Genomic DNA, 26,407 nt, shown 5'->3' with positions numbered 1-26,407 from the left:
ACGATCAGTGCGTCCTTGATGTACGACCCGCGTTAACGGTCCACATCCGGGGCCGACACCGAAGGCGCATAGCGAAGGCCCACGCAAACAAACGGCGGCACGCATGCCGCCGTTTTTGTCATTGAACCTGCTTCAGAAGAATGTCTCGATCACTTCCGTTACGCGATACGACGGATCGACGACCAGCACCTGTCGCCATTTGTCGAAGGTCAGACACGGATGCGAGATATCGAACGCAATCATATCGCCGACTTTCAGATCGGCGCCGGCCTGAATCCGCATGTAAGCGTGCTGATCCATCATGCCGAATACTTCCCATCCTTCGCTTGCGGCAACGTCGCGCGGTGCCGGATTGCCCGGCCGGTAGTGGCGCGCCGGTTCAGGCAGGCCTGAATCGAAGGCCGCGTCACGCTTGCCGAAGCCGATGATCGCGCGGTCGGGTTCGGGAATCGACTGTACGTACGCCCACAACTGCAACGCGGGCAACAGGCCTTCGCCCATTTTCTTCGCCACCGGATTGCGCGCGAAGATATCCGTCTGCGCCTTGCGATAGACACCGACATCGTGCGTCAGATAGCAGCCCGGACGCAGCACGATTTCGATCCGGCTTGCATCGGCGGTCTGCGCAAACTCTTCCGCGACGACGTCGTACCACGCGGAGCCCGCGCCCGACAGAATGGCCGGTGTGCGCGCAAAGCGGCCCGCGTCGAGCAACGCGCGCGTGGTCGCCACCGCGCCGCGCAGGAACGCGCGCACGTCCTGTTCTTCCTTCAATATGCCTTCATAGAGTTCGATGCCCGCCAGCCGCAGTGAATCCGGATAGCGCGCGATCGCATCGAGCACTGCGTTGAGCTGCGCCGCATCGCGCACGCCGGTGCGCCCGCCCGGCACGCCGAGCTCGATCAGCACGTTCAACTCCTTGCGCAGCGAACCGAAAAATGTGCCGAGTTGTTCGACGTTCGCGACGGAATCGACGAGACAGTAGAACTCGAAGTCCGGATCGCTCAGCAGTTCGGCGACCATCAGCATATTGCGCTTGCCGACCAGCTGATTGGCCATCAGCACACGCGATACACCGCCGTGATAGGCGGCGCGCACCTGATGCGCGGTGGCCAGCGTGATGCCCCACGCGCCGGTTTCGATCTGTCGGCGAAAGAGTTGCGGCGCCATCGTGGTTTTGCCGTGCGGAGCGAGCTTCACGCCGTACTCGGCGACGAACGCCTGCATCCACTTCAGGTTGTGCTCGATGCGATCCGCGTAAAGCACCGCGGCCGGCAGGCTCACGTCTTCGTCGAGCAGGTTCCATTCGAGACGGCCCGCGTCAGTCAGCTGGATGCTGGTCCCCGGAACATTGCCGAGCCCTTTGCTGGACGGATCGATTGTCGGGCCCTGATAGTTTGTAACTTTCATTACGTGCTACTCCATCGCGTAGTGGTATCGCTACAAAGTTGACTTCGCCATGTTACAGAAAGTACGATGCTCAACGAAATGTTATTTATTACCAGACTCATCTATCGCGCTCTGACTCGCGCCGCCTATCCCAGCGCCCACGCCGCCTGTGGCGACCTTCGATGAACTCCAGCGCCGAACCGCTTGCATTCGATATTGTCGCGCGCATCGCCGAATGCGCACCCGAGTTGCGCTCCGCCGAACGCAAGGTGGCCGCGCTGATTCTCGACAATCTGACCGGCGCGTCGCATGCGAGCATTGGCGAGATTGCGCAGCGCGCGGACGTCAGCATCGCGACCGTCACGCGTTTCGCGAAAGCGGTCGGCTGCCGCGACGTGCGCGAGCTGAAACTGCGGCTCGCGCAAGCGGCGGCGGTCGGACAACGCTTTTTGTCGCACGCTGCGCCGGACGCCGCACCAGAGCATATCGCGACACGCGTATTCGACGAAGTGCAAACCGCGCTCTCGCACAATCATCAGCTGCTGCTGCAAGCGCCGCTCGCGGCTGCCGCCGCCGCGCTGCGCTCCGCGCGGATGATCTACGTGTACGGCATGGGCGGCGGATCCACCGCGCTTGCCGACGAAATGCGCTTCAGGCTGGTGCGTTTGGCACGACCGGTCGCGACGTATCAGGACGCCATGCTGCAGCGGATGGTCGCGAGCACGGTATCGCACGATTGTGTCGTGATCGCGTTATCGGCGACCGGGCGTGTGCCGGAAATGATCGAGAGTTGCCGGATCGCACGCAGCTACGGCGCGACGCTGATTGCGCTGACTGCGCCCGCGTCGCCGCTCGCGAAGCTCGCGGACTGGCTGATTCCGATCGTCGCATTCGAAACCGATTTCATTTACAAGCCGTCGTCGTCGCGTTACGCGATGCTGATGGCGCTCGACGTGCTCGTCACCGAGCTCGCGGTGAGTCAGGGCGATGAAAGCCGCGAGTTGCTGCGCCGCATGAAGCACGCGCTCGACCCGCATCGCGGCGGCGGCGAGCGTCAACCATTGGGAGATTGATCCATGCACTCGCATCCCGAAGCGGCGGATACGCTGATCCTCGGCGCGCAGTTGTACGACGGCGCCGGCACGCCGCCGGTCGAACGCGACGTCGCGCTGCGCAGCGGGCGCATCGCCGCGATCGGCAACCTGTCGAACTGGCTCGCGGAGGACGTGATCGAAGCGAACGGCCGCGCGCTCGCGCCGGGCTTTATCGACGTTCACACGCATGACGACACCCATGTGATCCGCGCGCCGCAGATGTTGCCGAAGCTCACGCAGGGCGTGACCACGGTGATCGTCGGCAATTGCGGCATCAGCGCATCGCCGGTTACGCTGAAAGGCGATCCGCCGGACCCGATGAACCTGCTCGGCGCACGCGACGCGTTCAGCTATCCGACGTTCGCCGCGTATGTCGATGCGGTGAATGCCGCGCAACCGGCGGTCAATGTCGCCGCGCTGATTGGCCATACCGCGCTGCGCAACAATCATATGGACCGGCTCGATCGCGCCGCGAGCGCGCAGGAGATCGGGCAGATGCGTGCGCAACTGCGCGAAGCGTTGGCAGATGGCGCACTCGGACTCAGCTCGGGGCTCGCCTACGGTTCCGCGTTCGCCGCGCCGACCGAAGAAGTGATGGCGCTCGCGGAGCCGCTTGCTGAAGCAGGCGCGCTGTACACGACCCATATGCGCACTGAGTTCGACGCGATTCTCGACGCGATGGACGAGGCATACCGGATCGGCCGCCATGCGCGTGTGCCGGTCGTGATCTCGCACCTGAAGTGCGCGGGACCGGGCAACTGGGGGCGCAGCGGCGCAGTGCTCGAATCGCTGGAAGGCGCGCGGCGCATGCAGCTGGTCGGTTGCGACTGCTATCCGTATAGCCGCAGCTCGTCGACGCTCGACCTGAAGCAGGTGACCGGCGACATCGATATCACGATCACGTGGTCGACGCCGCATCCGCAGATGGCGGGCAAGCTGATCAAGGACATCGCGAACGAGTGGGGCGTGACGCAGCAGGAAGCGGCGCAGCGTCTACAGCCGGCGGGCGCGGTGTATCACAACATGTCCGAGGACGACGTGCGGCGCATCCTGTCGCATCCGGCGACGATGATCGGCTCCGATGGCCTGCCGAACGATCCGCTGCCGCATCCGCGCTTGTGGGGCGCGTTTCCGCGCGTACTTGGCCACTACGCGCGCGATCAACAGTTGATCCCGCTCGAAGAAGCGGTGCGTAAGATGACGAGTCTGTCGGCACGCCGCTTCGGGTTGACGCAGCGTGGCGAAGTGCATGTCGGCTATCACGCCGATCTGGTGCTGTTCGATCCGGCGCGGGTGCGCGACGCGGCGACCTTCGACAGGCCGCAACAAGCCGCCGACGGTATCGACGCGGTGTGGGTGAACGGCGTGCTGTCGTATCGCGACGGCGCGCCGACCGGCGAACGCGCCGGTCGTTTTGTGGCGCGCGGCGCGCGGCCCGCGATGGGCGATAGCGTGCCGCGCGATTTTTGAACCATTTCGGGTGACCTGACAGGGAGTGAATGATGAAGCGTCATGGCGTGGAAGGCGGCAAAGGAACCGGTGGCCAGCATATGCCGTTTGCGCGGGCGGTCGAAGCGGATGGCTGGCTGTATGTGTCCGGACAGACGCCGATGGAAAACGGCGAAGTGATCAACGGCGGGATCGTCGAGCAGTCGCACAAGGCGCTGCAGAACGTGTTCGCGATTCTGAAGGAAGCGGGTTATGGCGCCGAGCATGTCGTGCGCTGCGGCGTGTGGCTCGACGACCCGCGCGACTTTGCATCGTTCAACAAGGTGTTTCGCGAATACTTTGGTGAGCATCCGCCGGCGCGCGCCTGTGTGGTGTCGAGCATGGTGATTGATTGCAAGGTGGAAGTGGATTGCGTCGCGTATAAGGCGCCGCAGCGTTGAGCATGGCACGCGTACGCGATTGCGTCGGATGCAGGCTGTGCTGGCGCTCGCGCCACCGGCCTGGCGACGTCCCATCCCGTTACTTGAACGCCGTGGTGAAGTGCGCTTGCCCCTGAAACCCGACGAAGATGGCATTCGGCAAGCGCGACCCTTTGTCGAAATGGATCAGCTGGTCGCGCGGCAACGATAAATCGTGGCCGAATGATTCACAATGATCTGTTATTGCCGCGCAATGCGCAGATTGTCCGGCATCGGCAAATTGAAATTGGTGCGGAACGGATTGATATCGAGCCCGCCGCGCCGCGTATAGCGTGCGTATATCGCGAGCTTCACGGGTTGGCACGCTTTCACCAGATCGACGAACATCTTCTCGACGCACTGCTCATGAAACCCGGTGTGGTTCCGATACGAAATGATGTAGCGCAGCAGCGCCGCCTGATCGATTTGCGGCCCGACATAGTGAATCTGCACGCTGCCCCAGTCGGGCTGGCCGGTCACCGGGCAATTCGATTTCAGCAGGTTCGAATAAAGCGTCTCTTCGACGGGCGCTTCGTCGAACGCCGCTTTCAGCAGCGAAGGGTCGGGCTGGTAGATGTCCGTATCCAGATCGAGCCGGTCGAGCGACAACCCGTCGAATTCTTCAAGCCTGAGCTTGCCGAATTCCGCTGGCCCGATCAGATGCAACGAAACGGTCGCGCCACAGCATGCGGAAACATCGCGCTTGATCGTCTCGCGCACGACGTCGATCGAATCGAACTTCGTTTGTGCGAACGAACCGAGATAGAGCTTGAACGACTTCGACTCGACGATATTCGGCGAATCGGCCGGCACAAAGAAGGTCGCGACGGCGATCTGCGGCTTGCCGCGCGCATTGAGCCACGACAGTTCGTACGCGTTCCAGATGTCGGTGCCGAAAAACGGCAAGCGCGCGCCGATGCCGATCTGCTCGCGCGCATCGCTGCGTGCGATCGGAAAGAGCAGCGATGCGTCGTACTGTTCGCGGTACGTGGCTGGTTTGCCGAGCGGGGATTGGTCGGGTGTCATGATGCATTCACAATGCCGCTGACGACGTGCCCGGTCGCGGTGACGTCGCGGGCCGATTCGCAGTGGCGAATTTGATCGTCGAAGAAAAAATCGGGCTCGAATTCTCGCAAAAACGCGCCCTTTTCGAGGCCACCGAGGAACATCGCTTCGTCGATTTCAATGTTCCAGGCCATCAGCGTGCGGATCGCGCGCTCATGCGCGGGCGCCGAGCGCGCCGTGACGAGCGCGGTGCGGATCTGCATCGGTGCGGCGTCGTCCGCGAGTTTCTGCAGCCGGTGCAGCGCTTCGAGCAGCGGCTTGAGCGGACCATCGGCAAGCGGCAGGTTACGGTTGTCGATCTCGTGACCGACGAACGCCTGCAGCCCATCCCGTTGAAACACGCGTTCCGCTTCGTCGGAGAACAGCACCGCGTCGCCGTCGAAAGCAATGCGGATCTCGTTCGGATACTTGCTCGCTCTACGCGCCGATTCGGGCAACACACGCGCAGCGGGAAAGCCGGCCGCGAGCGCGTCGCGCACGTCATCCTGATTCGCGGACAGAAACAGCGACGCGTTGAGCGGATGCAGATAACCGAACGGTGCGCGTCCGCGTGTGAACACGCCGCGCTCGATTGCGAGACCGTGCTCGCGCGCCGAACTGAATGCACGCAGACCGCTGATCGGATCGCTGCGCGACAGAATCACCACTTCGACGCGCCGCGTGCCCGTGTTCAGCGCAAGCAGCTTGCGGATCAGCGGGAATGCGACACCGGGTTTCGCTGGAACATCGAGGCGGGCACGCTGCAACGTTTCGTACGCGCGCAAGTCGCCTTCCTCGTACACGCGGTTTTCCTCCTCGAAGTCGAACAGCGCGCGCGACGAGATCGCGACCACCAGTTTGTCTTCGAGTGTGAAGGGCATGATGAAGTCGATCGATCCGGATTGCGTGGCGCGCTTCGCCGCTTACGCGAGGAAGAGTCGATAAACCGGGTTCGCGGTTTCTTCCCAGTACGGATAACCGAGCGTCGACAGAAAGCGCGCGAATTCGCTGTCCTCGCTCGCCGGCACCTGAATGCCGACGAGGATCGAACTATAGTCCGCACCCTGATTCCGATAGTGGAACAGGCTGATATTCCAGTTCGGCGCCATCGACGACAGGAACTTCATCAGCGCGCCCGGCCGCTCCGGAAACTCGAAGCGGAACAGACGCTCATGGTGCGCGAGCGGCGAGCGGCCGCCGACCATATAGCGAATGTGCTGCTTCGACAGTTCGTCGCCGGTCAGATCGACGGTCGCGAAACCGTGTGCTTCGAGCGAAGCCGCGATACGCACGGATTCGTCGCGGCTCTTGATCTGGACACCGACGAAAATATGCGCGGACTTCGCATCGGCGATCCGGTAGTTGAATTCGGTGACGCTGCGCGTGCCGATCAGTTCGCAAAAGCGCTTGAAGCTGCCGCGCTCTTCCGGAATCGTGACGGCGAATACCGCTTCGCGCGCTTCACCGACTTCCGCGCGTTCGGCGACGAAACGCATCCGGTCGAAGTTCATATTCGCGCCGGACGTGACCGCGATCAGCGTCTGGTTCTCGATGCCTTCACGCTCCGCATAGTGCTTCGCACCCGCGACCGAAAGCGAGCCGGCCGGCTCGAGCACGCTGCGCGTGTCCTGGAACACATCCTTGATGGCCGCGCAGAGTGCGTCGGTATCGACGGTCAGCACTTCATCGAGATATTGCTGGCAGAGCCGGAATGTCTCTTCACCGACCAGCTTCACCGCGGTGCCATCGGAAAACAGGCCGACTTCGTTCAGCGTCACGCGCTCGCCTGCTGCGATCGACCGCGCCATCGCGCACGAGTCTTGGGTCTGCACGCCGATCACCTTGATCTCGGGGCGCACTTCCTTCACGTACGCGGCGACGCCGGCCGCGAGACCCCCGCCGCCGATCGGCACGAAGATCGCGTGAATCGGGCCTTGATGCTGGCTCAGCACTTCCATCGCGACGGTGCCCTGGCCGGCGATCACATACGGATCGTCGAACGGATGAACGAAGGTCAGCCCGTGCTGTTCCTGCAGGCGCATCGCATGCGCATAGGCGTCGCTATAGGATTCTCCCGCCTGCACAACCTCGACGGTCGGGCCGCCGTGTGCCCGCACCGCGTCGACCTTCACTTGCGGCGTCGTAATGGGCACGACGATGATCGCCTTGACGCCCAGGCGCGCCGCCGACAGCGCGACGCCTTGCGCATGATTGCCCGCCGACGCGGTAATCACGCCGCGCGACAATGCGTCGGCCGGAATATGCGCCATCTTGTTGTACGCGCCGCGCACCTTGAACGAGAAGACGGGCTGGTTGTCCTCGCGCTTCAGGTAAATCGCATTGCGCAACCGGGCGGACAGATTCCGCGCAAGCTCGAGTTCGGTCTCCCGGGCGACGTCGTAGACGCGCGCGGTCAGGATTTTCTTTAGATAGTCGTTGGAAGCCATGCGATTGACGGCGCAAAGCGCTGCACAGGACGGGAAAAGGTCAATGATAGCGCCATCCGCGCACGCTCAGACCGGCTGGCGATGCAGCAACGCATACGGGAGGCGCATGGCCGCGACGCGGTAGGGCTCGCAAAGCGGCTCGCAAAGCCGACCGTCCGGTCGGCAAATGCCGGCGCCTGACGGATGCCGCGGGCGCCGCGAAATGCCCATGGCGTCGTCACGGAGGCGTCAACGCGCACAAGGATGATGCGGTAGAATCGCCTTTTGGAACTAGGATCGGAAGATGCACTGGCAGCCTCGGATCGCCCATCTGGTGCCCGTCCCGCGCGAGTCTCGGCCCGCGGCGCAGCGGCACGCGCGGCATGCACGATCGTGTAGCGGTATCTGAGCCCGCGAAGTGAGCCTGCGAAGCGAGTCTGCAAAGCGGCCGGCGTGAATTCATCCGCCAGCGCGTTAGTGGCGATAGAGCTTCGCTCAAGAGAAGAATTCCCAGCATTGCGCCCCACGCGCATCGTCAGCCGGTGCCGTCGCCTATTGAGACCCGCGGCGGCAACGCGAGGCTGACTCACCGAGTCGTCCAACCATGAACGCACCTCAAGTATTCGATCCGAACGGCGCCCCCCACGCAGTGGCGACCGATCCCGCTCCACGTCTGCGCGAAATTCCCTACAACTACACGTCGTTTTCCGATCGCGAAATCGTCATCCGGCTGCTCGGCCACGACGCTTGGGCCGCGCTCGACGAATTGCGCAGCGAGCGCCGCACCGGCCGCTCGGCGCGGATGCTGTACGAGGTGCTCGGCGACATCTGGGTCGTGCGCCGCAACCCGTATCTGCAGGACGATCTGCTCGACAACCCGAAGCGCCGTAAGCTGCTGATCGAAGCGCTGCATCACCGGCTCGCGGAGATCGAGAAGCGCCGCCGCGCGGACTTGACCGAGCATCACGACGATGCCGGCGTCGATCGCGCCGCGCGTGTCGAGACGCTGGTCGCCGCCGCGCGCCGCGCGGTCGAAGCGTTCGCAAACGAGTTCGAGCAAAGCGCCGAACTGCGGCGCCGCGCGCTGCGCGAGCTGGGTCGCCGCACGCAGAAGGACAACATCCGTTTCGACGGGCTCGCGCGTGTCTCGCATGTGACCGATGCGACCGACTGGCGCGTCGAGTATCCGTTCGTCGTACTGACGCCGGATAGCGAAGACGAAATCGCCGGCCTCGTGAAAGCGTGTTTCGAGCTTGGGCTGACCGTGATTCCGCGCGGCGGCGGCACGGGTTACACGGGCGGCGCGGTGCCGCTCACACCGTTTTCCGCGGTGATCAACACCGAGAAGCTCGAGGCGCTGGGCGCGGTCGAGCTGACCGATCTGCCGGGCGTTGCGCGCAAGGTGCCGACCATTTACTCGGGCGCGGGCGTCGTCACGCGCCGCGTGACCGAGGTGGCCGAACAGGCGGGCTATGTGTTCGCGGTCGACCCGACGTCGCTCGACGCGTCGTGCATCGGCGGCAATATCGCGATGAATGCGGGCGGCAAGAAGGCGGTGCTGTGGGGTACCGCGCTCGACAATCTCGCGTGGTGGCGGATGGTCGATCCGGAGGGCAACTGGCTCGAAGTCACGCGGCTCGATCACAACCTCGGCAAGATCCACGACATTCCAGTTGCGCGCTTCGAGCTGAAGTGGTTTGACGGCGAATACGCACCGGGCGACAAGCTGCTGCGTACGGAAGCGCTTGACATCGAAGGGCGGCGCTTCCGCAAGGAGGGTCTCGGCAAGGACGTCACCGACAAATTCCTCGCTGGCCTGCCCGGCGTGCAGAAGGAAGGCTGCGACGGGCTCATCACGTCCGCGCGCTGGGTGCTGCACAAGATGCCCGCGCATACGCGCACCGTCTGCCTCGAGTTCTTCGGCCAGGCGCGCGAGGCCATTCCGAGCATCGTCGAAATCAAGGACTATCTGTTCGAAACGTCGCGCGAGGGCGGCGCGATTCTCGCGGGCCTCGAGCATCTTGACGAGCGCTATCTGCGTGCGGTCGGTTATGCGACGAAGTCGAAGCGCAATGCGTTTCCGAAGATGGTGCTGATCGGCGATATCGTCGGCGACGATGCCGATAAGGTTGCGGCCGCAACCTCCGAAGTCGTGCGGATGGCGAATGGCAAAAGCGGTGAAGGGTTCGTCGCGGTCAGCGCCGAGGCGCGTAAGCGTTTCTGGCTCGATCGTAGCCGGACCGCCGCGATCGCGAAGCATACCAATGCGTTCAAGATCAACGAAGACGTCGTGATTCCGCTTAACCGGATGGGCGAGTACACGGACGGCATCGAGCGCATCAATATCGAGCTGTCGGTCAAGAACAAGCTGCAACTGGTCGACGCGCTCGAAGCGTTCTTCAAGGCCGGCAAGCTGCCGCTCGGCAAAAGCGACGATGCGAACGAAATTCCGAGCGCCGAATTGCTCGAGGACCGCGTGCAGCACGCGCTGGAGTTGCTGAATCAGGTCCGGGTGCGCTGGTCGTTCCTGCGCGACAAGCTCGATATGCCGTTGCGCGAGGCGCAGCATTATCTGGTCGGGCTGGGCTACGCGCCGCTCGCGGAAAAATTCGCGGACCGCGTCGATGCGCAGCCGGGCGTCACCGTGTTCGACGTCACGCAGGACCGCACCATACGGGTGTCATGGAAGCAGGAAATCCGCGCGGAGTTGCGGCAGATTTTCAACGGCGGCGAGTTCAAGCCGATCCTCGACGAAGCCCAGGCCATTCATAAGCAGGTGCTGCGCGGCCGGGTATTCGTCGCGCTCCATATGCATGCGGGCGACGGCAACGTCCATACGAACATCCCGGTCAACTCCGACAACTACGAGATGTTGCAGGACGCGCACACGGCGGTCGCGCGCATCATGAAGCTCGCACGTTCGCTTGACGGCGTGATTTCCGGCGAGCACGGCATCGGCATCACCAAGCTCGAATTCCTCACTGACGACGAAATCGCCGAATTCCGCGCCTATAAGCAGCGCGTCGACCCGCAAGGGCGCTTCAATGCCGGCAAGCTGCTCGCAGGTGCGGACCTGCGCAACGCGTACACGCCGAGCTTCGGGCTGATGGGTTACGAGTCGCTGATCATGCAGCAGTCGGATATCGGCGCCATCGCCGATTCGGTGAAGGACTGTCTGCGCTGCGGCAAATGCAAGCCGGTCTGCGCCACGCACGTGCCGCGCGCGAACCTGCTGTACAGCCCGCGCAACAAGATTCTCGCGACTTCTCTGCTGGTCGAGGCATTCCTGTACGAGGAGCAGACGCGCCGTGGCGTGTCGATCAAGCACTGGGACGAGTTCAACGATGTCGCCGATCATTGCACGGTCTGTCACAAGTGCGCGACGCCGTGCCCGGTGAAGATCGACTTCGGCGACGTGACGATGAACATGCGCAATCTGCTGCGCAAGATGGGCAAGAAGAAGTTCAACCCGGGCAACGCGGCGGGCATGTTCTTCCTGAACGCGACCAATCCGCAGACTATCAACCTCGCGCGCACCGCGATGATGGGCGTCGGCTACAAGGCGCAGCGTCTGGGCAACGATCTGCTGAAGAAGTTCGCGAAGAAGCAGACCGCGCATCCGCCCGCGACCACCGGGAAGCCGCCGGTTGTCGAGCAGGTGGTTCACTTTATGAACAAGAAGATGCCGGGCAATCTGCCGAAGAAAACGGCGCGCGCGCTGCTCGACATCGAGGACAACAAGATCGTCCCGATCATCCGCAACCCGAAAGCGACTACCGTCGATTCGGAGGCGGTGTTCTATTTCCCGGGCTGCGGCTCCGAGCGCCTGTTCTCGCAGGTCGGGCTCGCGACGCAAGCCATGTTGTGGGAGGCGGGCGTGCAGACCGTGCTGCCGCCGGGCTATCTGTGCTGCGGCTATCCGCAGCGCGGCTCGGGCCAGTACGACAAGGCCGAAAAGATCGTCACCGACAACCGTGTGTTGTTCCACCGCGTTGCGAACACGCTGAATTACCTGGACATCAAAACGGTCGTGGTGTCATGCGGCACGTGCTACGACCAGCTCGCCGGTTATGAATTCGACAAGATCTTCCCCGGCTGCCGGATTATCGACATTCACGAATTCCTGCTGGAAAAGGGCATCAGGCTCGACGGCGTGAAGGGGACGCGGTACATGTATCACGACCCGTGCCATACGCCGATCAAGACGATCGACCCGGTCAAGCTGGTCAACCAGTTGATGGGCTCGGAGCACGACGGTTACACGATCGAAAAGAACGACCGCTGTTGCGGCGAATCCGGCACGCTGGCGGTGACGCGTCCGGACGTGTCGACGCAGGTGCGCTTTCGCAAGGAAGAGGAAATCCGTAAGGGGGCGGCGAAGCTGCGCGGTATTCCGCTCGTCGCCGAGGCCGGCTCGAATGCGATCAACATGGCGAACGCGGCGGCAGGGGCTGCCGGCGCGGCGCCGGGCTCGGTGCTGAAGGCCGGCGATGGGCCGCAACCCGGCGCAACGACGAACGACGCCAACGGAGCGCGCGGCGCAAACGGCATCGGCGCAGCAACTGACGTGAAAATCCTGACCAGCTGCCCGTCGTGTCTGCAAGGCCTGTCGCGCTACAACGAAGACGCGAACATCGAAGCGGACTACATCGTGGTGGAAATTGCCCGCCATGTGCTCGGAGAAAACTGGATGGCCGACTATGTTCAGCGAGCGAACAATGGCGGAATCGAGCGCGTGCTGGTCTAATGCACGCATGACGATATGCGCTCGAGGGCGACGATGGACTGTATTTTCTGCCGCGAAGACGGCGGCGCTATCTTGTGGCAGGACGACACGCTGCGTGTCGTTCTCGCCGACGAACACGACTATCCGGGCTTCTGCCGGGTAATCTGGAACCAGCACGTGGCCGAATTTTCCGATCTGGCCGACGCGGAGCGCGACCGGGTGATGCGCACCGTGAACGCGGTCGAGCGCGCGATGCGGCGCATCCTTAAGCCGGCGAAGATCAACCTGGCGAGTCTCGGCAACCAGGTGCCGCACGTGCACTGGCATGTGATTCCGCGCTTTTCCAACGACGCGCATTTCCCGCTGCCGATCTGGGCGCCACGTCAACGGACCGTGTCGGAAGCGATGCTGTCGCAGCGTCGCGCGCAGGCCACGCTGCTGCGCGACGCAGTGCGCAGCGAGATCGAACAGGCGCTCGCTTGAGGTGACCATGAGTGGACTGACTTCCGACACGCCGGTGCCAACCGGTGTCGTCGTGCACGCGGTGTCGCGCGTGCTGGAACTGCAATATGCGAACGGCGTGTCGTACCGGGTGCCGTTCGAGCTGCTGCGCGTGTACTCGCCGTCGGCGGAGGTGCGCGGCCACGGGCCCGGCCAGGAGACGCTGCAAACCGGCAAGCGCAACGTAACAATTACGGCGCTTGAGGGCGTCGGCAACTATGCGTTGCAGCCGACGTTCTCGGACGGCCATTCGACCGGGATCTATTCGTGGGACGTGCTGTGGGATCTCGCGACGCGCCAGGACGAACTATGGCGCGAGTATCTGGACACCCTTGCCGCGGCCGGCGTCGACCGCGACGCGCCGATGCCCGCCGCGGCGGCGCCGCACGGTCATGGCCACTGCCACTGACACGGGCTGGTACCATTCGCCCGGGCGTCGCTTCGATGCGGCGCAACAATGGTCAAAAAACGCGAAAGGACAAGCGCGATGAGCAAAACCCACTTCGGCTATCAGTCGGTCGATGAACAGGACAAAGCGAAGAAGGTGGCGGGCGTATTCCACTCGGTCGCCTCCAACTACGACCTGATGAACGACCTGATGTCGGGCGGGCTGCACCGCGCATGGAAGGCGTTCACCATCTCGCAGGCGAACGTGCGGCCGGGCTTCAAGGTGCTCGATCTCGCCGGCGGCACCGGCGACCTGTCGAAGGTGTTCGCGAAGCAGGCCGGCCCGACCGGCGAGGTCTGGCATACCGACATCAACGAATCGATGCTGCGCGTGGGCCGCGACCGGTTGCTCGATCAGGGCGTGGTGACGCCCGCGCTGCTCTGCGACGCGGAGCAAATTCCGTTTCCTGACAACTACTTCGACGTGGTGAGCGTGGCCTTTGGCTTGCGCAACATGACCCACAAGGATGCCGCGCTGGCCGAAATGCGCCGCGTGATGAAGCCGGGCGGGCGGCTGCTCGTGCTCGAGTTTTCGAAAGTGTGGGACCCGCTGAAGAAGGCGTACGACCTCTATTCATTCAAGGTATTGCCGTGGCTTGGCGAGCGCTTCGCCAAAGATGCGGACAGCTATCGCTACCTGGCCGAGTCGATCCGGATGCACCCGGACCAGGAAACTTTAAAGACGATGATGGAACAAGCTGGCATCGATGGCGTCAAATATTACAATCTGTCAGCTGGCGTGGTAGCCTTACACACCGGGACGAAGTATTAGCGTCCCTAACCTCTCGTTTGTTAAAGGAATTTGCAGAAATGTCCGATTCGAACTTGTTATCTCATCGTAAGGTTTTGAGGCCATGGGCGAGGAGAATCGGGCTGCTCGCCATGGTTGGTTTGCTCACCGTCGGCACACTGGCTTCGCTTGACGCGGAAGCAAGGCGGATGGGCGGCGGGCGCAGTTTCGGCCGGCAGTCGAACGATTCGTCGATGATGCAGCGCCAGTCGACGCCGCCGTCCCAGCCCAGCCAGCCGGGGCAAGGTGCGCAGATGCAGCGCACGCAGCCGGCGCCTGCCGCGGCACCCGCGCCGCAGCCTAACCGCTCGCGCTGGCTCGGTCCGATCGCGGGCCTCGCGGCGGGTCTCGGCATCGCGGCGCTGCTGTCGCACTTCGGGCTCGGCGAGGCGTTCGCGGGCGCGATGGCCAACTTCCTTGTTATCGCGCTAATCGCGTTTGTGGCGATCTGGTTGATCCGCAAGTTCGTCGGCCGCAAGCGCGGCGCGAGCACGCCGGCCTATGCCGGCGGCTCGCCGACCCTCAATGCGGGCGGCACCGGCTACTCGCAGGAGCCGCGTTACACCGCGCCGCCGAGCGGTTCGTATCTTGAGCCGCAAGGCAATCCGCTGAGCATGCCGCGTGTCGAAAGCGCGCCGGCACTGCCCGCGAACTTCGATGGGCAGGCGTTCCTGCGCAACGCGAAGGTGTACTTCGTGCGTCTGCAGGAGGCATGGGATGCCGGCAACATGGCCGACATCCGCGAGTTCACGACGCCTGAGATGTTCGCGGAGGTCAAGATCGATGTTGATTCGCGCGGTCCGGAGCGCAACCAGACCGACGTCGTGCAACTGGACGCCGATCTGCTCGGCATCGAAGACCGCGGCGACGAACACCTCGCGAGCGTGCGTTTCTCTGGCCTGATTCGCGAGACGATCGGCGGCTCGGCCGAACCGTTCGTTGAAATCTGGAACCTGTCGAAGTCGACGAAGACCGGCGAAGGCTGGTTGTTGGCGGGCATTCAGCAGGTTACGCATCATTGAGTTCGCCACCGCGTCAGCCGGGACGGCCAGCGCGGTAAAGAACGCGCGGTGAAGAGTCCGTTCAGCGTCCCGGAAGGGTCAATAGGCCGTTCGGCAGAGGAGGCCAGAAAGAGAACGGACGCTACAATAGGAACCCGCGCAGGCAAGCCGCTTGCGCGGGTTTTTTCATTCCAACACTCGATGACTCTTGCCGCCAAGCCCTTCGCTGCTGCTGTCAACCATCTGCTTGCCCGCGAATCGTGGGCTCGCGAGCGCCTCGCTCCGTATGCCGGGAAGATCGCCCGGCTATCGTGTTCCCCGGTCGAAATGACGCTGCTGGTGCAGCCGGAAGGCTACGTCGCCGCCGTCGACGAAAGCGCGGCACAGCAGGTGGATGTCACGGTGTCGGTGCCAGCCGACGCGCTGCCCGTATTCGTGCAAGGCGGCCAGGCGGCGGTGATGAAGCATGTGAAGATCGAAGGCGATGCGGAGTTCGCTACGTTGATCGCGAAGCTCGCCGAGCATCTGCGCTGGGAGCCGGAGGAAGATCTCGCACGCCTGATCGGCGACGGGCCGGCATGGCGGATCGCAAGCCTGGCGCGCTCGGCGAGCGACCAGGCGCGCCGCAGCGGGCGTAATCTGCTTGACTCGGTTGCCGAGTACCTGCTCGATGAAGATCCGCAGCTCGTGCGGCGCGGCGCGCTCGAAGGCTTTAACGCGGAACTCGCGCGTGCCCGTGACACGCTGGCGCGCGTCGAAAAGCGCATCGAGCGCCTTGAACAGAAGGTCGAAGCCCGCGGCAATGCTGCGCCGGGTGCCGCCGCCAACGCGCGCGGCACGCGCTAGTCACCGGGCTCAACCATGCGTTTTCTGCGCTTTCTCAAGATTTTCTTTACTGTCATCCGGTTCGGTCTCGACGAGATGATGCTGAGCCGCATCAACGATCGTCGTGTGCGCTTGCTGCTGCGTATCACGACGATCGGCCGCAAATTCGAAGACCCGCCCGGCCTGCGGTTGCGTCTCGCGCTCGAGAGCCTCGGGCCGATCTTCGTGAAGTTCGGCCAGGTGCTGTCGACGCGGCGCGACCTGCTGAGTCCCGACATCGCGATTGAGCTTGCGAAGCTGCAGGACCAGGTGCCGCCGTTTGACTCCGATGTCGCGATCTCGATCATCGAGAAGGCGCTGGGCGCGCCGGTCAGCGTACTGTTCGACGATTTCGAACGTGTGCCGGTCGCGAGTGCATCGATCGCGCAGGTGCACTTCGCGACGGTGAAGGCCGGTCAGCATGCGGGCAAGTCGGTGGCGGTCAAGGTGCTGCGCCCCAACATGCTGCCCGTGATCGACTCGGACCTCGCGCTGCTGCGCGATATCGCCGTGTGGGCTGAACGGCTGTGGGCGGACGGCAAACGGCTCAAGCCGCGCGAAGTGGTCGCCGAATTCGACAAGTATCTGCACGACGAACTCGACCTGATGCGCGAGGCCGCGAACGGCAGCCAGTTACGGCGCAACTTCGCCGGACTGGATCTGCTGCTCGTGCCTGAGATGTACTGGGAGTTCTGCACGCCGAACGTGCTCGTGATGGAGCGCATGGTCGGCGTGCCGATCAGTCAGGTTGAAACGCTGCGCGCGGCCGGCGTCGATATTCCGAAGCTCGCGCGCGAAGGCGTCGAGATTTTTTTTACGCAAGTCTTTCGCGATGGCTTTTTTCACGCGGACATGCACCCCGGCAATATCCAGGTGAGTCTCGACCCGGCGCACTTCGGACGTTATATCGCACTCGACTTCGGGATCGTCGGCGCGCTGTCGGACTTCGACAAGAACTACCTCGCGCAGAACTTTCTCGCGTTCTTCAAACGCGACTATCATCGCGTCGCGACGCTGCACCTCGAGTCGGGCTGGGTGCCGTCCAACACGCGCGTCGAGGAACTGGAAAGCGCGATACGCGCGGTCTGCGAGCCTTACTTTGACCGCGCGCTGAAAGACATCTCGCTCGGCCAGGTGCTGATGCGGCTCTTCTCGACATCGCGGCGCTTTAACGTCGAGATCCAGCCGCAGCTGGTGCTGCTGCAAAAGACGATGCTCAATGTCGAAGGTCTCGGCCGCTCGCTCGATCCCGAACTCGATCTGTGGAAGACGGCGAAGCCTTATCTCGAGCGCTGGATGAACGAGCAGATCGGCTTGCGCGGCTGGTACGAGCGGCTGAAGATAGAGGCGCCGCAATGGAGCAAGACGCTGCCGCAGTTGCCGCGACTTGTGCACCAGGCGCTTGCGCTTCGGCACGATGCGCAGCGTGGCGTCAATGACGAAACGATTCGCCAGATTCTGCTCGAACAGAAGCGGACCAACCGGCTGCTGCAGGGGCTGCTGATGTTCGGTGTCGCGGTCGGCGTCGGCGCGGTGCTCGCGCGCGCATGGATCGCGTTCGCGTACGGCGGCTGAGTGGCCGCGCAGCGGCAAACTGACGGCTCACGCCCGTGCCGCCGTACGATAGCGAGGAAAGTCGATGACCAAACCTCAACAGCCGCCGGAGCCTCCCGGATCGCTGCATCCAGCGGCGCCCGAATTCTCAAGCCGCGATCCGAACGCGGCGGACTTCTGGGACGAGCGCTTCGCGCAAGGTTTCACGCCGTGGGATCAGGCCGGCGTGCCGGCCGCTTTCGCGTCGTTCGCCGCGCGCCACACGCCCGTGCCGGTGCTGATTCCGGGCTGCGGCAGCGCGTGGGAGGCGCGTTGGCTTGCCGAGCGCGGCTGGCCGGTACGCGCGATCGATTTCGCGCCGCGGGCGGTCGAGCGGGCGCGCGCGCAAATGGGCCCACACGCCGCAGCCGTCGAACAGGCGGATTTCTTCGCTTATCAACCGCCGGTCACGTCTGGCTGGATCTATGAACGCGCGTTTCTGTGCGCGTTGCCGCTCGCGCGTCGCGACGACTACGCGAGGCGGATGGCGTTGTTACTGCACGAAGGTGGATGGCTGGCCGGCTTCTTTTTCATCGCGGCGACTGAAAAGGGGCCGCCGTTCGCCATCGAGCGCGCGGAACTTGACGCGCTCCTCGCACCGTCATTCGAGCTGATCGAAGACGAACCCGTCGCCGATTCGATCGAGGTCTTTGCGGGCCGCGAGCGATGGTTGACGTGGCGTCGGCGGGCGCCTTCGCGCAGCTCGCGTACTTGATTCTCGCGCTGGCCGCCCTTATTTAATGCGGGCGCTGTTTAAGGCCACCGCCCGGCACCAAAGGACGGCCGCCAGAAGTCAGTCTCGGTGTTCCGTTCTCCGTGAACGCCACGGTGTCGCCCGACACCCGATTTCCGGGAGTCGACACCGTTTGCGGCTATAATTCAAGGCTTTGCAAGCGCTTCCAAGATTTCTGTAGGGACAAAGGTCATGCCGATCTACTCATACCGTTGCGAGTCCTGCGGCTTCGGGAAAGACGTGCTTCAGAAACTGAGCGACGTCCCGCTGACGCGTTGCCCGGAGTGCGGAGCTGAAACGTTCCGCAAGCAGGTCACCGCCGCGGGCTTTCAGCTGAAAGGCTCGGGCTGGTACGTTACCGATTTCCGTAGTGGCGGCAATTCGAACGCGTCGAATGCGTCGAACGCATCCGAAAAGAACGGCAATAGCAACGGCGACGGCAGTAGCGCAGGGGCATCGCCCGAAGGCGGCAAGTCCGGCTCGGCCGACGCGTCGGGCGGCACCACTGAAGCCACGTCCTCCGCACCTTCCACGTCGGCCGCCGCGCCGGCCGCGTCGGGCGGCGCAAGCAGCAGTTAGGCAGTGCACAAGCGGTCGAGCCGCCCGCAAGGCGGCGGCCACGCCGTGCGAGGCAACGTCCGCGCGGATTTCTGGCAAAGCAAATGACGACGAAAAAGACGACGCTCAAATCGGTATTCCTGACCGGCCTGCTGGTGCTGGTGCCTCTCGCCATCACGCTGTGGGTGCTTGGCCTCATCATCGGCACGATGGATCAGACGCTGCTATTGCTGCCGCGCGCGTGGCGCCCCGAAAATCTGTTTGGTTTCCGCCTGCCAGGCCTCGGCGCGGTGCTGACGATAGCTTTTATCTTCGTCGTCGGGTTGTTGACGCAGAATTTCATTGGGCAGAAGCTCGTCGGCTGGTGGGAACTGATCGTCGCGCGCATTCCGATGGTCGGTCCGCTGTACACGAGCGTGAAGCAGGTGTCGGACACGCTGCTGTCATCGAAGGGCAACGCGTTTCGCAAGGCGCTGCTGATCGAATACCCGCGCCGCGGCGCGTATACGATCGCGTTCCTGACCGGCATTCCCGGCGGCGACGTGGTCAATCACCTGAAGGAAGACTGCGTGAGCGTCTACGTGCCGACCACGCCGAACCCGACGTCGGGTTTCTTCCTGATGGTGCCGAGGAGCGATGTGGTCGAGCTCGATATGTCGGTCGAGGCGGCGCTCAAGTACATCGTCTCGATGGGCGTCGTCGCGCCGCCCGCGCCGCAGCCGGTGACGCCGGCGCGCCGCACGCCTGTCGAGCCTCCCATGTAATGCCGGTGCATGGCGCAACAGGCGCCGTGCACCGTTCACTCACGCAAAACGAAAGACAAACATCATGTCGATGAGATCTGAATACTGCGGTCTGGTGACCGAACACCTGCTCGGCCAAAGCGTATCGCTGTGCGGCTGGGTGCAACGGCGCCGCGACCACGGCGGCGTCATCTTCATCGACCTGCGCGACCGCGAAGGCCTCGTTCAGGTCGTGTGCGATCCCGACCGCGCCGAGATGTTCAAGACCGCCGAAGGCGTGCGCAACGAATTCTGCGTGCAAATCAAGGGCGTCGTGCGCAACCGTCCGGAAGGCACGACCAACGCAGGGCTGAAAAGCGGCAAGATCGAAGTGCTGTGCCACGAGCTGATCGTGCTGAACGCGTCGGTCACGCCGCCGTTCCAGCTCGACGACGATAACCTCTCGGAAACCACGCGTCTCACGCACCGCGTGCTCGATCTGCGCCGTCCGCAGATGCAGCACAACCTGCGCTTGCGCTATCGCGTCGCCATGGAAGTGCGCAAGTATCTCGACGCGCAAGGCTTTATCGACATTGAAACGCCGATGCTCACGAAGAGCACGCCGGAAGGCGCGCGCGACTATCTGGTGCCGTCGCGCGTGAATGCGGGCCAGTTCTTCGCGCTGCCGCAATCGCCGCAGCTTTTCAAGCAGTTGCTGATGGTCGCGAACTTCGACCGCTACTACCAGATCACGAAGTGCTTCCGCGACGAAGACCTGCGTGCGGACCGTCAGCCGGAATTCACGCAGATCGACTGCGAGACGTCGTTCCTGCGCGAGCAGGAAATTCGCGATCTGTTCGAAGCGATGATCCGCCACGTGTTCAAGGAAACGATCGGCGTCGAGCTCAACGACCCGTTCCCGGTGATGAAGTACTCGGAAGCGATGCGCCGCTTCGGTTCGGACAAGCCGGACCTGCGCGTGAAACTCGAGTTCACCGATCTCACCGACGCGGTGAAGGATGTCGAATTCAAGGTGTTCAGCGCGCCGGCCAACACGAAGGATGGCCGTGTCGCGGCGCTGCGCGTTCCGAAGGGCGGCGAGCTGTCGCGGGGCGACATCGATAGTTATACCGAGTTCGTGCGCATCTACGGCGCGAAGGGCCTCGCGTGGATCAAGGTCAACGAAGTCGCGAAGGGCCGTGACGGTCTGCAAAGTCCGATCGTCAAGAACCTGCATGACGCGGCCGTCGCGGCGATCATCGAGCGCACCGGCGCGCAGGACGGCGACATCATCTTCTTCGCGGCCGACCGCGCGAAAGTCGTCAACGACAGTCTCGGCGCGCTGCGTCTGAAGATCGGCCATTCGGAGTTCGGCAAGGCGAACGGCCTTGTCGAATCGGGCTGGCAGCCGCTGTGGGTGATCGACTTCCCGATGTTCGAGTACGACGAGGAAGAGAACCGCTACGTCGCGGCGCACCATCCGTTCACCAGTCCGAAAGACGAACATCTCGAATTCCTCGAAACCGACCCGGGTCGTTGCCTCGCGAAGGCTTACGACATGGTGCTGAACGGGTGGGAAATCGGCGGCGGTTCGGTGCGTATCTATCAGGAAGATGTACAGAGCAAGGTTTTCCGCGCGTTGAAGATCGACGCGGAAGAAGCGCGCCTGAAGTTCGGCTTCCTGCTCGACGCGTTGCAGTACGGCGCGCCGCCGCATGGCGGTATCGCGTTCGGCCTCGACCGGATCGTGACGATGATGGCCGGCGCGGACTCGATCCGCGACGTGATCGCCTTCCCGAAGACGCAGCGCGCGCAAGACCTGCTCACGCAGGCGCCGAGCGAAGTCGACGAACGGCAGTTGCGCGAGCTGCATATCCGTCTGCGCCAGTCGGAGCAGAAGACGCAATGAGGGCGTAACAACGGCTTCATGATGTCGCAATGACCGCGAAGTGGCAGGCGGGCGCCGCTCGCGGAACCGCTTCGCAAGGCGGTCGATGCCACGCACGAAAAAGGCGCTTGATAGCGCCTTTTTCGCTTTTTGCGTTACATTCGCGGTGAACACTCACCGATCGACCTGCGTCGCCGACGCTTTCCGACAGACGACTCATGCCGAAACCGCCGAAGATTCCCGAATCCGTGCTTGTCGTGATTTTCACGCCCGAGCTCGATGTGCTGTTGATCGAGCGGGCCGATCGCCCGGCGCTGTGGCAATCGGTGACGGGTGCGCGCAACGATCCGGACGAGCCGTTCGCGCAGACGGCGGCCCGCGAGGTGGCCGAGGAGACGGGCATCATCGTCGGCGCGCAGACGGTGCCGCGCGACGCGCTGGTCGACTGGCATCATCAGATCCGGTTCGAGATCTTCCCTGAATGGCGGCATCGCTATGCGGAAGGCGTGACGATCAACACCGAACACTGGTTCAGCCTGCAGGTGCCACGCCGCCTCGAAGTCACGCTCGCGCCGCGCGAGCACACCGCGCATATCTGGCTGCCATATGTCGAAGCGGCGGCAAAATGTTTTTCGTGGTCGAACCGTGACGCGATCCTGCAATTGCCCGCGCGCGTGAGCGCACGCGGCGAGGGACGTCTCGTATGAGCGGCGGCCGGCGCCGTTTCGCCAACTTCGGACAGAGGCTGATTGGTCGTCGCTACCGGTCGCGCTACCGCTTCACGACCGGCAATGACGTGCGGCTCTTCAGTTCCGGCGACGCTTATTTTGCCGCGCTGATCGAACGCGTCGACGCGGCCACCCGCTTCGTCACGCTCGAAACGTACATCTTTGCCGACGACCAGGCAGGGCACGACGTGTCCGCCGCGTTGCTGCGCGCCGCTGCGCGTGGCGTTCACGTGCGCGTGATTACCGACGGCATCGGCACCGAGCGCTTGCCGATGTTCGCGGACTGGGCCGCGGCAGGCATTGAGCATCGGATCTACAACCCGCATCTGTTCGGCCGCTTCGGTTTCTCACGCACGCACCGCAAGCTAGCCGTGGTCGATGACACGTACGCGTACTGCGGCGGCATCAATATCGTCGATGACTACGACCAGAACGGTACGCGTCTGCCTTATTCGCGCTGGGATTTCGCAGTCGAGTTGAGCGGCGCGGTGGTCGCGGACGTGCGGGTCGCGTTCGATCTGCAGTGGCGACGCATCCGCCTCGGTCACCGGCCGAAGGCGGCTCCCGAGACAGAGGGCACGGACGCACAGGCCGTCGCCGATCAGTTCGTGCGCACGTGGCGGCGCGTGCGCAGCAGTGACGTCCGTGCGGCCGCGGAGCCGTCCGTCGCGTTCGTCGCGCGCGACAATATCGTCAACCGTCGTGCGATCGAAAAGGCGTATCTGACCGCGATCGGCCAGGCACGCTCAGAGGTGTTGCTCGCGAACCCCTACTTCATGCCGGGCCGCAAGCTCAGGCGTGCGCTGACGCTGGCCGCGCAGCGAGGCGTCGACGTGCGGCTCGTAATCGGCAGAAAGGAGTTCCCCATCCTGGACTATGCGGTGCCGTTCCTGTACCGCTCGTTGCTGCGCGCCGGCGTCAAGATCGCCGAGTACGAGAAAACCATGCTGCACGGCAAGGTTGCGGTCGTCGATTCGAACTGGGGTACGGTCGGCTCTTCAAACCTCGACGCCTTGAGCCTCGTGCTCAACAACGAGGCCAACGTGGTGCTCGTCCAGCATCGCGAACTCGATAAGCTGCGCGGCGCGATTCTTGCCGCGTTTGCCGAGTCGCGCGGCATCGATGCCGCGCATTACGAGGCCCGCCCACTTTCCGAGCAATTCCTCAACTGGTTCATGTACCAGGGCTACCGCGCGCTGATGAAGCTGATCACCGTCGGCGGCTACGACTAGCCGCAACGGGGCCGACCCGCCGCGTCGGAATCCTTCCGGAAGCAAGCCAGGCCACAACAAAAAATGCAGACAAATAACTCTAAAAAATTGGCATCGCGTCGAAGACGGATGACGCAAAATTGAAAACCTGGTTAGAAACCCGTTTCTAATAAATATCTTGTCTCCCGGACTGTCGGCATCAATAATAGTACGGCCGTTCGATTTCCTTTTCATTCCCATCTGACGGTAAGAGCTATGCGAAAAGGCGAACAGACGCGAGCCGCAATTCTCGATGCAGCGCTGGACCTGGCAAGCCGCGACGGACTCGAAGGTCTGACGATCGGCTTGCTGGCCGAGCGCATGCAGATGAGCAAGAGCGGGGTGTTCGCGCATTTCGGATCGCGCGAGGACCTGCAGGTCGAAGTCGTGCGCGAATACCACCGTCGTTTCGAAGACGAGGTGTTCTTTCCGAGCTTGCGCGAACCACGCGGCTTGCCGCGTTTGCGCTCGATGATCTCGCGCTGGATCGAAAAACGCATCCAGGAAGTCACGACCGGCTGCATCTACATCAGCGGCGCGGTCGAGTATGACGACCGGCCGGACAACCCGGTGCGCGAGCAACTGGTGTCGAGCGTGACGATGTGGCGAGCGGCACTCACGCGCGCCATTTCGCAGGCGATCGACGAAGGCCATCTGCGCGCGGATACCGATGCGCAACTGATGTTGTTCGAGCTGTATAGCTTCACATTGGGTCTGCATCATGACGCACGGTTTCTGCATCTGCCGGATGCGGTGCGCCTGACGTGGGCCGCGCTGGAAAAGCTGATCGTTTCATACCAAAGCGGCGAGGGCGCGAGCCGTTAGCGGCGCGCATTGCCGCCTCGGCGGCGCCCTCGGGCCAACATTCTGGATTGGAGAGACACATGGGACAGTACGCCGCGCCGTTGCGCGATATGCAATTCGTGCTGCACGAGCTGCTGAACGTTGAGGCGGAAGCGAGGCAGATGCCGAAGCACACTGAGCTCGACGCCGACACGATCAACCAGGTGCTCGAAGAGGCCGGCAAGTTCTGTTCTGAAGTGCTGTTTCCGCTGAACCAGCGCGGTGACCAGCAAGGCTGCAAGTACGAAGGTGACGGCGTCGTCACCACACCGGAAGGCTTCCGGCAAGCGTATCAACACTACGTCGAAGCGGGCTGGCCTGCGCTCGCGTGCGATCCTTCGTATGGTGGCCAGGGGCTGCCGCAGTTCGTCAACAACGCGCTTTACGAAATGCTGAACTCGGCGAACCAGGCGTGGACGATGTACCCGGGCCTGTCGCACGGCGCGTATGAGTGCCTGCACGCGCACGGTACGCCTGAACTGCAACAGACGTATCTGCCGAAGCTCGTATCGGGCGTGTGGACCGGCACGATGTGTCTGACCGAGGCGCATTGCGGCACCGACCTCGGCATTCTGCGGACGAAAGCCGAACCGGACAGCGATGGTTCGTACGCGATTACCGGCACCAAGATTTTTATCTCCAGCGGCGAGCACGACCTGGCCGAAAACATCGTGCATCTGGTGCTCGCGCGTCTGCCTGACGCGCCGCCAGGCACGAAAGGCATTTCCCTCTTCGTCGTGCCAAAGTTTCTGCCGGACGATGCGGGTGAGCCGGGCAAGCGCAACACGGTGAAGTGCGGTTCGATCGAGCACAAGATGGGCATTCACGCGAATGCGACCTGCGTGATCAACCTCGACAACGCCAAAGGGTGGCTGGTTGGCGAGCCCAACAAAGGGCTCAACGCGATGTTCGTGATGATGAACGCGGCGCGCCTCGGTGTTGGCATGCAGAGCCTCGGCCTCACGGAAGTCGCGTACCAGAACTCGCTCGCCTATGCGAAGGACCGCCTGCAGATGCGCTCGCTGAGCGGCCCGCAAGCCCCTGAGAAGGCGGCCGATCCGATCATCGTCCATCCGGACGTGCGCCGCATGCTGCTCACGCAGAAGGCGTACGCACAAGGCGCACGCGCGTTTTCATACTGGGCGGCGCTGCAGATCGACAAGGAGACCTCGCACGGCGACGACGCAGTTCGTGCGGAAGCCGCCGATCTCGTCGCGCTGCTCACGCCGATCCTGAAAGCATTCCTGTCTGACAATGCGTTCGAGGGCACCAATCTCGCGTTGCAGGTGTATGGCGGCCACGGCTTCATCGCTGAGTGGGGGATGGAGCAATACGTGCGCGACGCACGGATCAACATGATTTACGAAGGCACCAACACGATCCAGTCGCTTGATCTGCTTGGCCGCAAAGTGCTGGGCGACATGGGTGCGAAGCTGAAGAAGTTCGGCAAGCTCGTCACCGACTTCATCGACGAAGAAGGCGTGAAGCCCGAGATGCAGGAGTTCGTCAATCCGCTCGCGGACATTGCCGACAAAGTCCAGAAGCTGACGATGGAAATCGGCATGAAGGCGATGCAGAATCCGGACGAGGTCGGCGCGGCCGCGGTGCCGTACCTGCGCACGGTCGGGCATCTGGTGTTCTCGTACTTCTGGGCGCGGATGGCGCGCATTGCGCTCGACAAGGAAGCCTCCGGCGATCCTTTCTACAAGGCGAAGCTTGCCACCGCGCGCTTCTACTTCGCGAAGCTGCTGCCTGAAACCGCGTCGACGATTCGCGCGGCGCGCGCGGGCGCGAAGACGCTAATGGAAATCGACGAAGCGCTGTTCTGAACGCAGTGCGGACCGCGGTTCCGACCGCAGTTTTGATGATAGTGCCGCGTGGCAGCCGTGCCGACCCGCTCGCA

General features: G+C 63.3%; 22 protein-coding genes. 18 read left to right on the top strand and 4 right to left on the bottom strand.

Features of this window, described 5'->3' with window-relative positions; all coding sequences use genetic code 11:
• Positions 1 to 132: 132 nt before the first annotated feature.
• Positions 133 to 1,410: an amino acid deaminase gene (locus HV796_RS15915; RefSeq protein ID WP_175227463.1), complete on the bottom strand. Its 1,278-nt coding sequence runs from the start codon at positions 1,408 to 1,410 to the stop codon at positions 133 to 135.
• Positions 1,411 to 1,571: 161 nt separating this feature from the next.
• Between HV796_RS15915 and HV796_RS15910 the strand changes: the two genes are divergently transcribed.
• The 3 genes from HV796_RS15910 to HV796_RS15900 are packed head-to-tail and all read left to right on the top strand — an operon-like array spanning position 1,572 to position 4,372.
• Positions 1,572 to 2,462, top strand: coding sequence for a MurR/RpiR family transcriptional regulator (locus HV796_RS15910; RefSeq protein ID WP_175227462.1), 891 nt, complete (start codon positions 1,572 to 1,574; stop codon positions 2,460 to 2,462).
• A 3-nt stretch (positions 2,463 to 2,465) separates the two neighbouring features.
• The gene (locus HV796_RS15905; RefSeq protein ID WP_175227461.1) at positions 2,466 to 3,953 is read left to right on the top strand and encodes an N-acyl-D-amino-acid deacylase family protein; all 1,488 of its coding nucleotides are present in this window, start codon (positions 2,466 to 2,468) and stop codon (positions 3,951 to 3,953) included.
• A 32-nt stretch (positions 3,954 to 3,985) separates the two neighbouring features.
• The gene (locus HV796_RS15900) at positions 3,986 to 4,372 is read left to right on the top strand and encodes a RidA family protein (protein ID WP_175227496.1); all 387 of its coding nucleotides are present in this window, start codon (positions 3,986 to 3,988) and stop codon (positions 4,370 to 4,372) included.
• Between the two features lie 219 nt (positions 4,373 to 4,591).
• On the opposite strand, the gene queF is transcribed toward HV796_RS15900, so the two are convergent.
• Genes queF through ilvA form a run of 3 tightly spaced genes read right to left on the bottom strand, consistent with a single transcriptional unit; the run spans position 4,592 to position 7,881 of the window.
• Positions 4,592 to 5,416, bottom strand: a complete 825-nt coding sequence (gene queF / locus HV796_RS15895; RefSeq protein WP_175227460.1) for an NADPH-dependent 7-cyano-7-deazaguanine reductase QueF — start codon at positions 5,414 to 5,416, stop codon at positions 4,592 to 4,594.
• Complete coding sequence (locus HV796_RS15890; RefSeq protein WP_175227459.1) at positions 5,413 to 6,315, bottom strand: 5'-nucleotidase; 903 nt, start codon at positions 6,313 to 6,315, stop codon at positions 5,413 to 5,415. Before HV796_RS15890 ends, queF begins: the two co-directional genes overlap by 4 nt.
• 42 nt (positions 6,316 to 6,357) lie before the next feature.
• On the bottom strand, positions 6,358 to 7,881 hold the full coding sequence (ilvA, locus tag HV796_RS15885) for a threonine ammonia-lyase, biosynthetic (protein ID WP_175227458.1): 1,524 nt from the start codon (positions 7,879 to 7,881) through the stop codon (positions 6,358 to 6,360).
• A gap of 583 nt (positions 7,882 to 8,464) precedes the next feature.
• Here ilvA and HV796_RS15880 point away from each other — a divergent pair.
• The 15 genes from HV796_RS15880 (at position 8,465) to HV796_RS15810 (ending at position 26,333) form a co-directional block, all read left to right on the top strand.
• Positions 8,465 to 12,607 carry a DUF3683 domain-containing protein gene (locus HV796_RS15880; RefSeq protein WP_175227457.1) on the top strand — a complete coding sequence of 1,381 codons (4,143 nt, stop codon included), beginning with the start codon at positions 8,465 to 8,467 and terminating at the stop codon, positions 12,605 to 12,607.
• Positions 12,608 to 12,640: 33 nt separating this feature from the next.
• A complete protein-coding gene (locus tag HV796_RS15875; protein WP_175227456.1) occupies positions 12,641 to 13,069 on the top strand; it encodes an HIT family protein in 429 nt (142 codons plus the stop codon).
• Positions 13,070 to 13,076: 7 nt separating this feature from the next.
• Positions 13,077 to 13,496, top strand: a complete 420-nt coding sequence (locus HV796_RS15870; RefSeq protein WP_175227455.1) for a gamma-butyrobetaine hydroxylase family protein — start codon at positions 13,077 to 13,079, stop codon at positions 13,494 to 13,496.
• 78 nt (positions 13,497 to 13,574) lie between these two features.
• Entirely contained in the window at positions 13,575 to 14,306 is a 732-nt protein-coding gene (gene ubiE, locus HV796_RS15865) for a bifunctional demethylmenaquinone methyltransferase/2-methoxy-6-polyprenyl-1,4-benzoquinol methylase UbiE (RefSeq protein WP_175227454.1), read from the top strand.
• A 38-nt stretch (positions 14,307 to 14,344) separates the two neighbouring features.
• Positions 14,345 to 15,346 carry a Tim44 domain-containing protein gene (locus HV796_RS15860; RefSeq protein WP_175227453.1) on the top strand — a complete coding sequence of 334 codons (1,002 nt, stop codon included), beginning with the start codon at positions 14,345 to 14,347 and terminating at the stop codon, positions 15,344 to 15,346.
• A 180-nt stretch (positions 15,347 to 15,526) separates the two neighbouring features.
• On the top strand, positions 15,527 to 16,171 hold the full coding sequence (locus HV796_RS15855) for a ubiquinone biosynthesis accessory factor UbiJ (RefSeq protein WP_175227452.1): 645 nt from the start codon (positions 15,527 to 15,529) through the stop codon (positions 16,169 to 16,171).
• A 15-nt stretch (positions 16,172 to 16,186) separates the two neighbouring features.
• Entirely contained in the window at positions 16,187 to 17,764 is a 1,578-nt protein-coding gene (ubiB, locus tag HV796_RS15850) for a ubiquinone biosynthesis regulatory protein kinase UbiB (RefSeq protein ID WP_175227451.1), read from the top strand.
• 64 nt (positions 17,765 to 17,828) lie between these two features.
• On the top strand, positions 17,829 to 18,497 hold the full coding sequence (locus HV796_RS15845; RefSeq protein WP_175227450.1) for a methyltransferase domain-containing protein: 669 nt from the start codon (positions 17,829 to 17,831) through the stop codon (positions 18,495 to 18,497).
• Positions 18,498 to 18,707: 210 nt separating this feature from the next.
• Positions 18,708 to 19,094: an FmdB family zinc ribbon protein gene (locus tag HV796_RS15840; RefSeq protein WP_175227449.1), complete on the top strand. Its 387-nt coding sequence runs from the start codon at positions 18,708 to 18,710 to the stop codon at positions 19,092 to 19,094.
• Positions 19,095 to 19,177: 83 nt separating this feature from the next.
• Positions 19,178 to 19,837 carry a DUF502 domain-containing protein gene (locus HV796_RS15835; protein WP_175227448.1) on the top strand — a complete coding sequence of 220 codons (660 nt, stop codon included), beginning with the start codon at positions 19,178 to 19,180 and terminating at the stop codon, positions 19,835 to 19,837.
• Between the two features lie 64 nt (positions 19,838 to 19,901).
• Positions 19,902 to 21,704 (top strand): aspartate--tRNA ligase, encoded by a 1,803-nt coding sequence (aspS, locus tag HV796_RS15830; RefSeq protein WP_175227447.1) that lies wholly within the window; start codon positions 19,902 to 19,904, stop codon positions 21,702 to 21,704.
• 197 nt (positions 21,705 to 21,901) lie between these two features.
• The gene (gene nudB / locus HV796_RS15825) at positions 21,902 to 22,390 is read left to right on the top strand and encodes a dihydroneopterin triphosphate diphosphatase (RefSeq protein ID WP_175227446.1); all 489 of its coding nucleotides are present in this window, start codon (positions 21,902 to 21,904) and stop codon (positions 22,388 to 22,390) included.
• Positions 22,387 to 23,643, top strand: a complete 1,257-nt coding sequence (clsB, locus tag HV796_RS15820; RefSeq protein ID WP_175227445.1) for a cardiolipin synthase ClsB — start codon at positions 22,387 to 22,389, stop codon at positions 23,641 to 23,643. The genes nudB and clsB overlap by 4 nt, the downstream gene beginning before the upstream one ends.
• 234 nt (positions 23,644 to 23,877) lie before the next feature.
• On the top strand, positions 23,878 to 24,486 hold the full coding sequence (locus tag HV796_RS15815) for a TetR/AcrR family transcriptional regulator (RefSeq protein WP_175227444.1): 609 nt from the start codon (positions 23,878 to 23,880) through the stop codon (positions 24,484 to 24,486).
• 59 nt (positions 24,487 to 24,545) lie between these two features.
• A complete protein-coding gene (locus HV796_RS15810; protein WP_175227443.1) occupies positions 24,546 to 26,333 on the top strand; it encodes an acyl-CoA dehydrogenase C-terminal domain-containing protein in 1,788 nt (595 codons plus the stop codon).
• Positions 26,334 to 26,407: the final 74 nt, after the last annotated feature.

It is taken from the genome of Paraburkholderia humisilvae, from assembly GCF_902859855.1.
Taxonomy (GTDB): Bacteria; Pseudomonadota; Gammaproteobacteria; order Burkholderiales; family Burkholderiaceae; genus Paraburkholderia; species Paraburkholderia humisilvae.
Note: the sequence above shows the minus strand (reverse complement) of the source record. Positions and strands in the feature narration are given on the sequence as shown.

Coding starts and splice junctions, on each gene's coding strand:
- HV796_RS15915 (WP_175227463.1), bottom strand. CDS start 1,410: ATGAAAGTTACAAACTATCAGGGCCCGACAATCGATCCGTCCAGCAAA.
- HV796_RS15910 (WP_175227462.1), top strand. CDS start 1,572: ATGAACTCCAGCGCCGAACCGCTTGCATTCGATATTGTCGCGCGCATC.
- HV796_RS15905 (WP_175227461.1), top strand. CDS start 2,466: ATGCACTCGCATCCCGAAGCGGCGGATACGCTGATCCTCGGCGCGCAG.
- HV796_RS15900 (WP_175227496.1), top strand. CDS start 3,986: ATGAAGCGTCATGGCGTGGAAGGCGGCAAAGGAACCGGTGGCCAGCAT.
- queF (WP_175227460.1), bottom strand. CDS start 5,416: ATGACACCCGACCAATCCCCGCTCGGCAAACCAGCCACGTACCGCGAA.
- HV796_RS15890 (WP_175227459.1), bottom strand. CDS start 6,315: ATGCCCTTCACACTCGAAGACAAACTGGTGGTCGCGATCTCGTCGCGC.
- ilvA (WP_175227458.1), bottom strand. CDS start 7,881: ATGGCTTCCAACGACTATCTAAAGAAAATCCTGACCGCGCGCGTCTAC.
- HV796_RS15880 (WP_175227457.1), top strand. CDS start 8,465: ATGAACGCACCTCAAGTATTCGATCCGAACGGCGCCCCCCACGCAGTG.
- HV796_RS15875 (WP_175227456.1), top strand. CDS start 12,641: ATGGACTGTATTTTCTGCCGCGAAGACGGCGGCGCTATCTTGTGGCAG.
- HV796_RS15870 (WP_175227455.1), top strand. CDS start 13,077: ATGAGTGGACTGACTTCCGACACGCCGGTGCCAACCGGTGTCGTCGTG.
- ubiE (WP_175227454.1), top strand. CDS start 13,575: ATGAGCAAAACCCACTTCGGCTATCAGTCGGTCGATGAACAGGACAAA.
- HV796_RS15860 (WP_175227453.1), top strand. CDS start 14,345: ATGTCCGATTCGAACTTGTTATCTCATCGTAAGGTTTTGAGGCCATGG.
- HV796_RS15855 (WP_175227452.1), top strand. CDS start 15,527: ATGACTCTTGCCGCCAAGCCCTTCGCTGCTGCTGTCAACCATCTGCTT.
- ubiB (WP_175227451.1), top strand. CDS start 16,187: ATGCGTTTTCTGCGCTTTCTCAAGATTTTCTTTACTGTCATCCGGTTC.
- HV796_RS15845 (WP_175227450.1), top strand. CDS start 17,829: ATGACCAAACCTCAACAGCCGCCGGAGCCTCCCGGATCGCTGCATCCA.
- HV796_RS15840 (WP_175227449.1), top strand. CDS start 18,708: ATGCCGATCTACTCATACCGTTGCGAGTCCTGCGGCTTCGGGAAAGAC.
- HV796_RS15835 (WP_175227448.1), top strand. CDS start 19,178: ATGACGACGAAAAAGACGACGCTCAAATCGGTATTCCTGACCGGCCTG.
- aspS (WP_175227447.1), top strand. CDS start 19,902: ATGTCGATGAGATCTGAATACTGCGGTCTGGTGACCGAACACCTGCTC.
- nudB (WP_175227446.1), top strand. CDS start 21,902: ATGCCGAAACCGCCGAAGATTCCCGAATCCGTGCTTGTCGTGATTTTC.
- clsB (WP_175227445.1), top strand. CDS start 22,387: ATGAGCGGCGGCCGGCGCCGTTTCGCCAACTTCGGACAGAGGCTGATT.
- HV796_RS15815 (WP_175227444.1), top strand. CDS start 23,878: ATGCGAAAAGGCGAACAGACGCGAGCCGCAATTCTCGATGCAGCGCTG.
- HV796_RS15810 (WP_175227443.1), top strand. CDS start 24,546: ATGGGACAGTACGCCGCGCCGTTGCGCGATATGCAATTCGTGCTGCAC.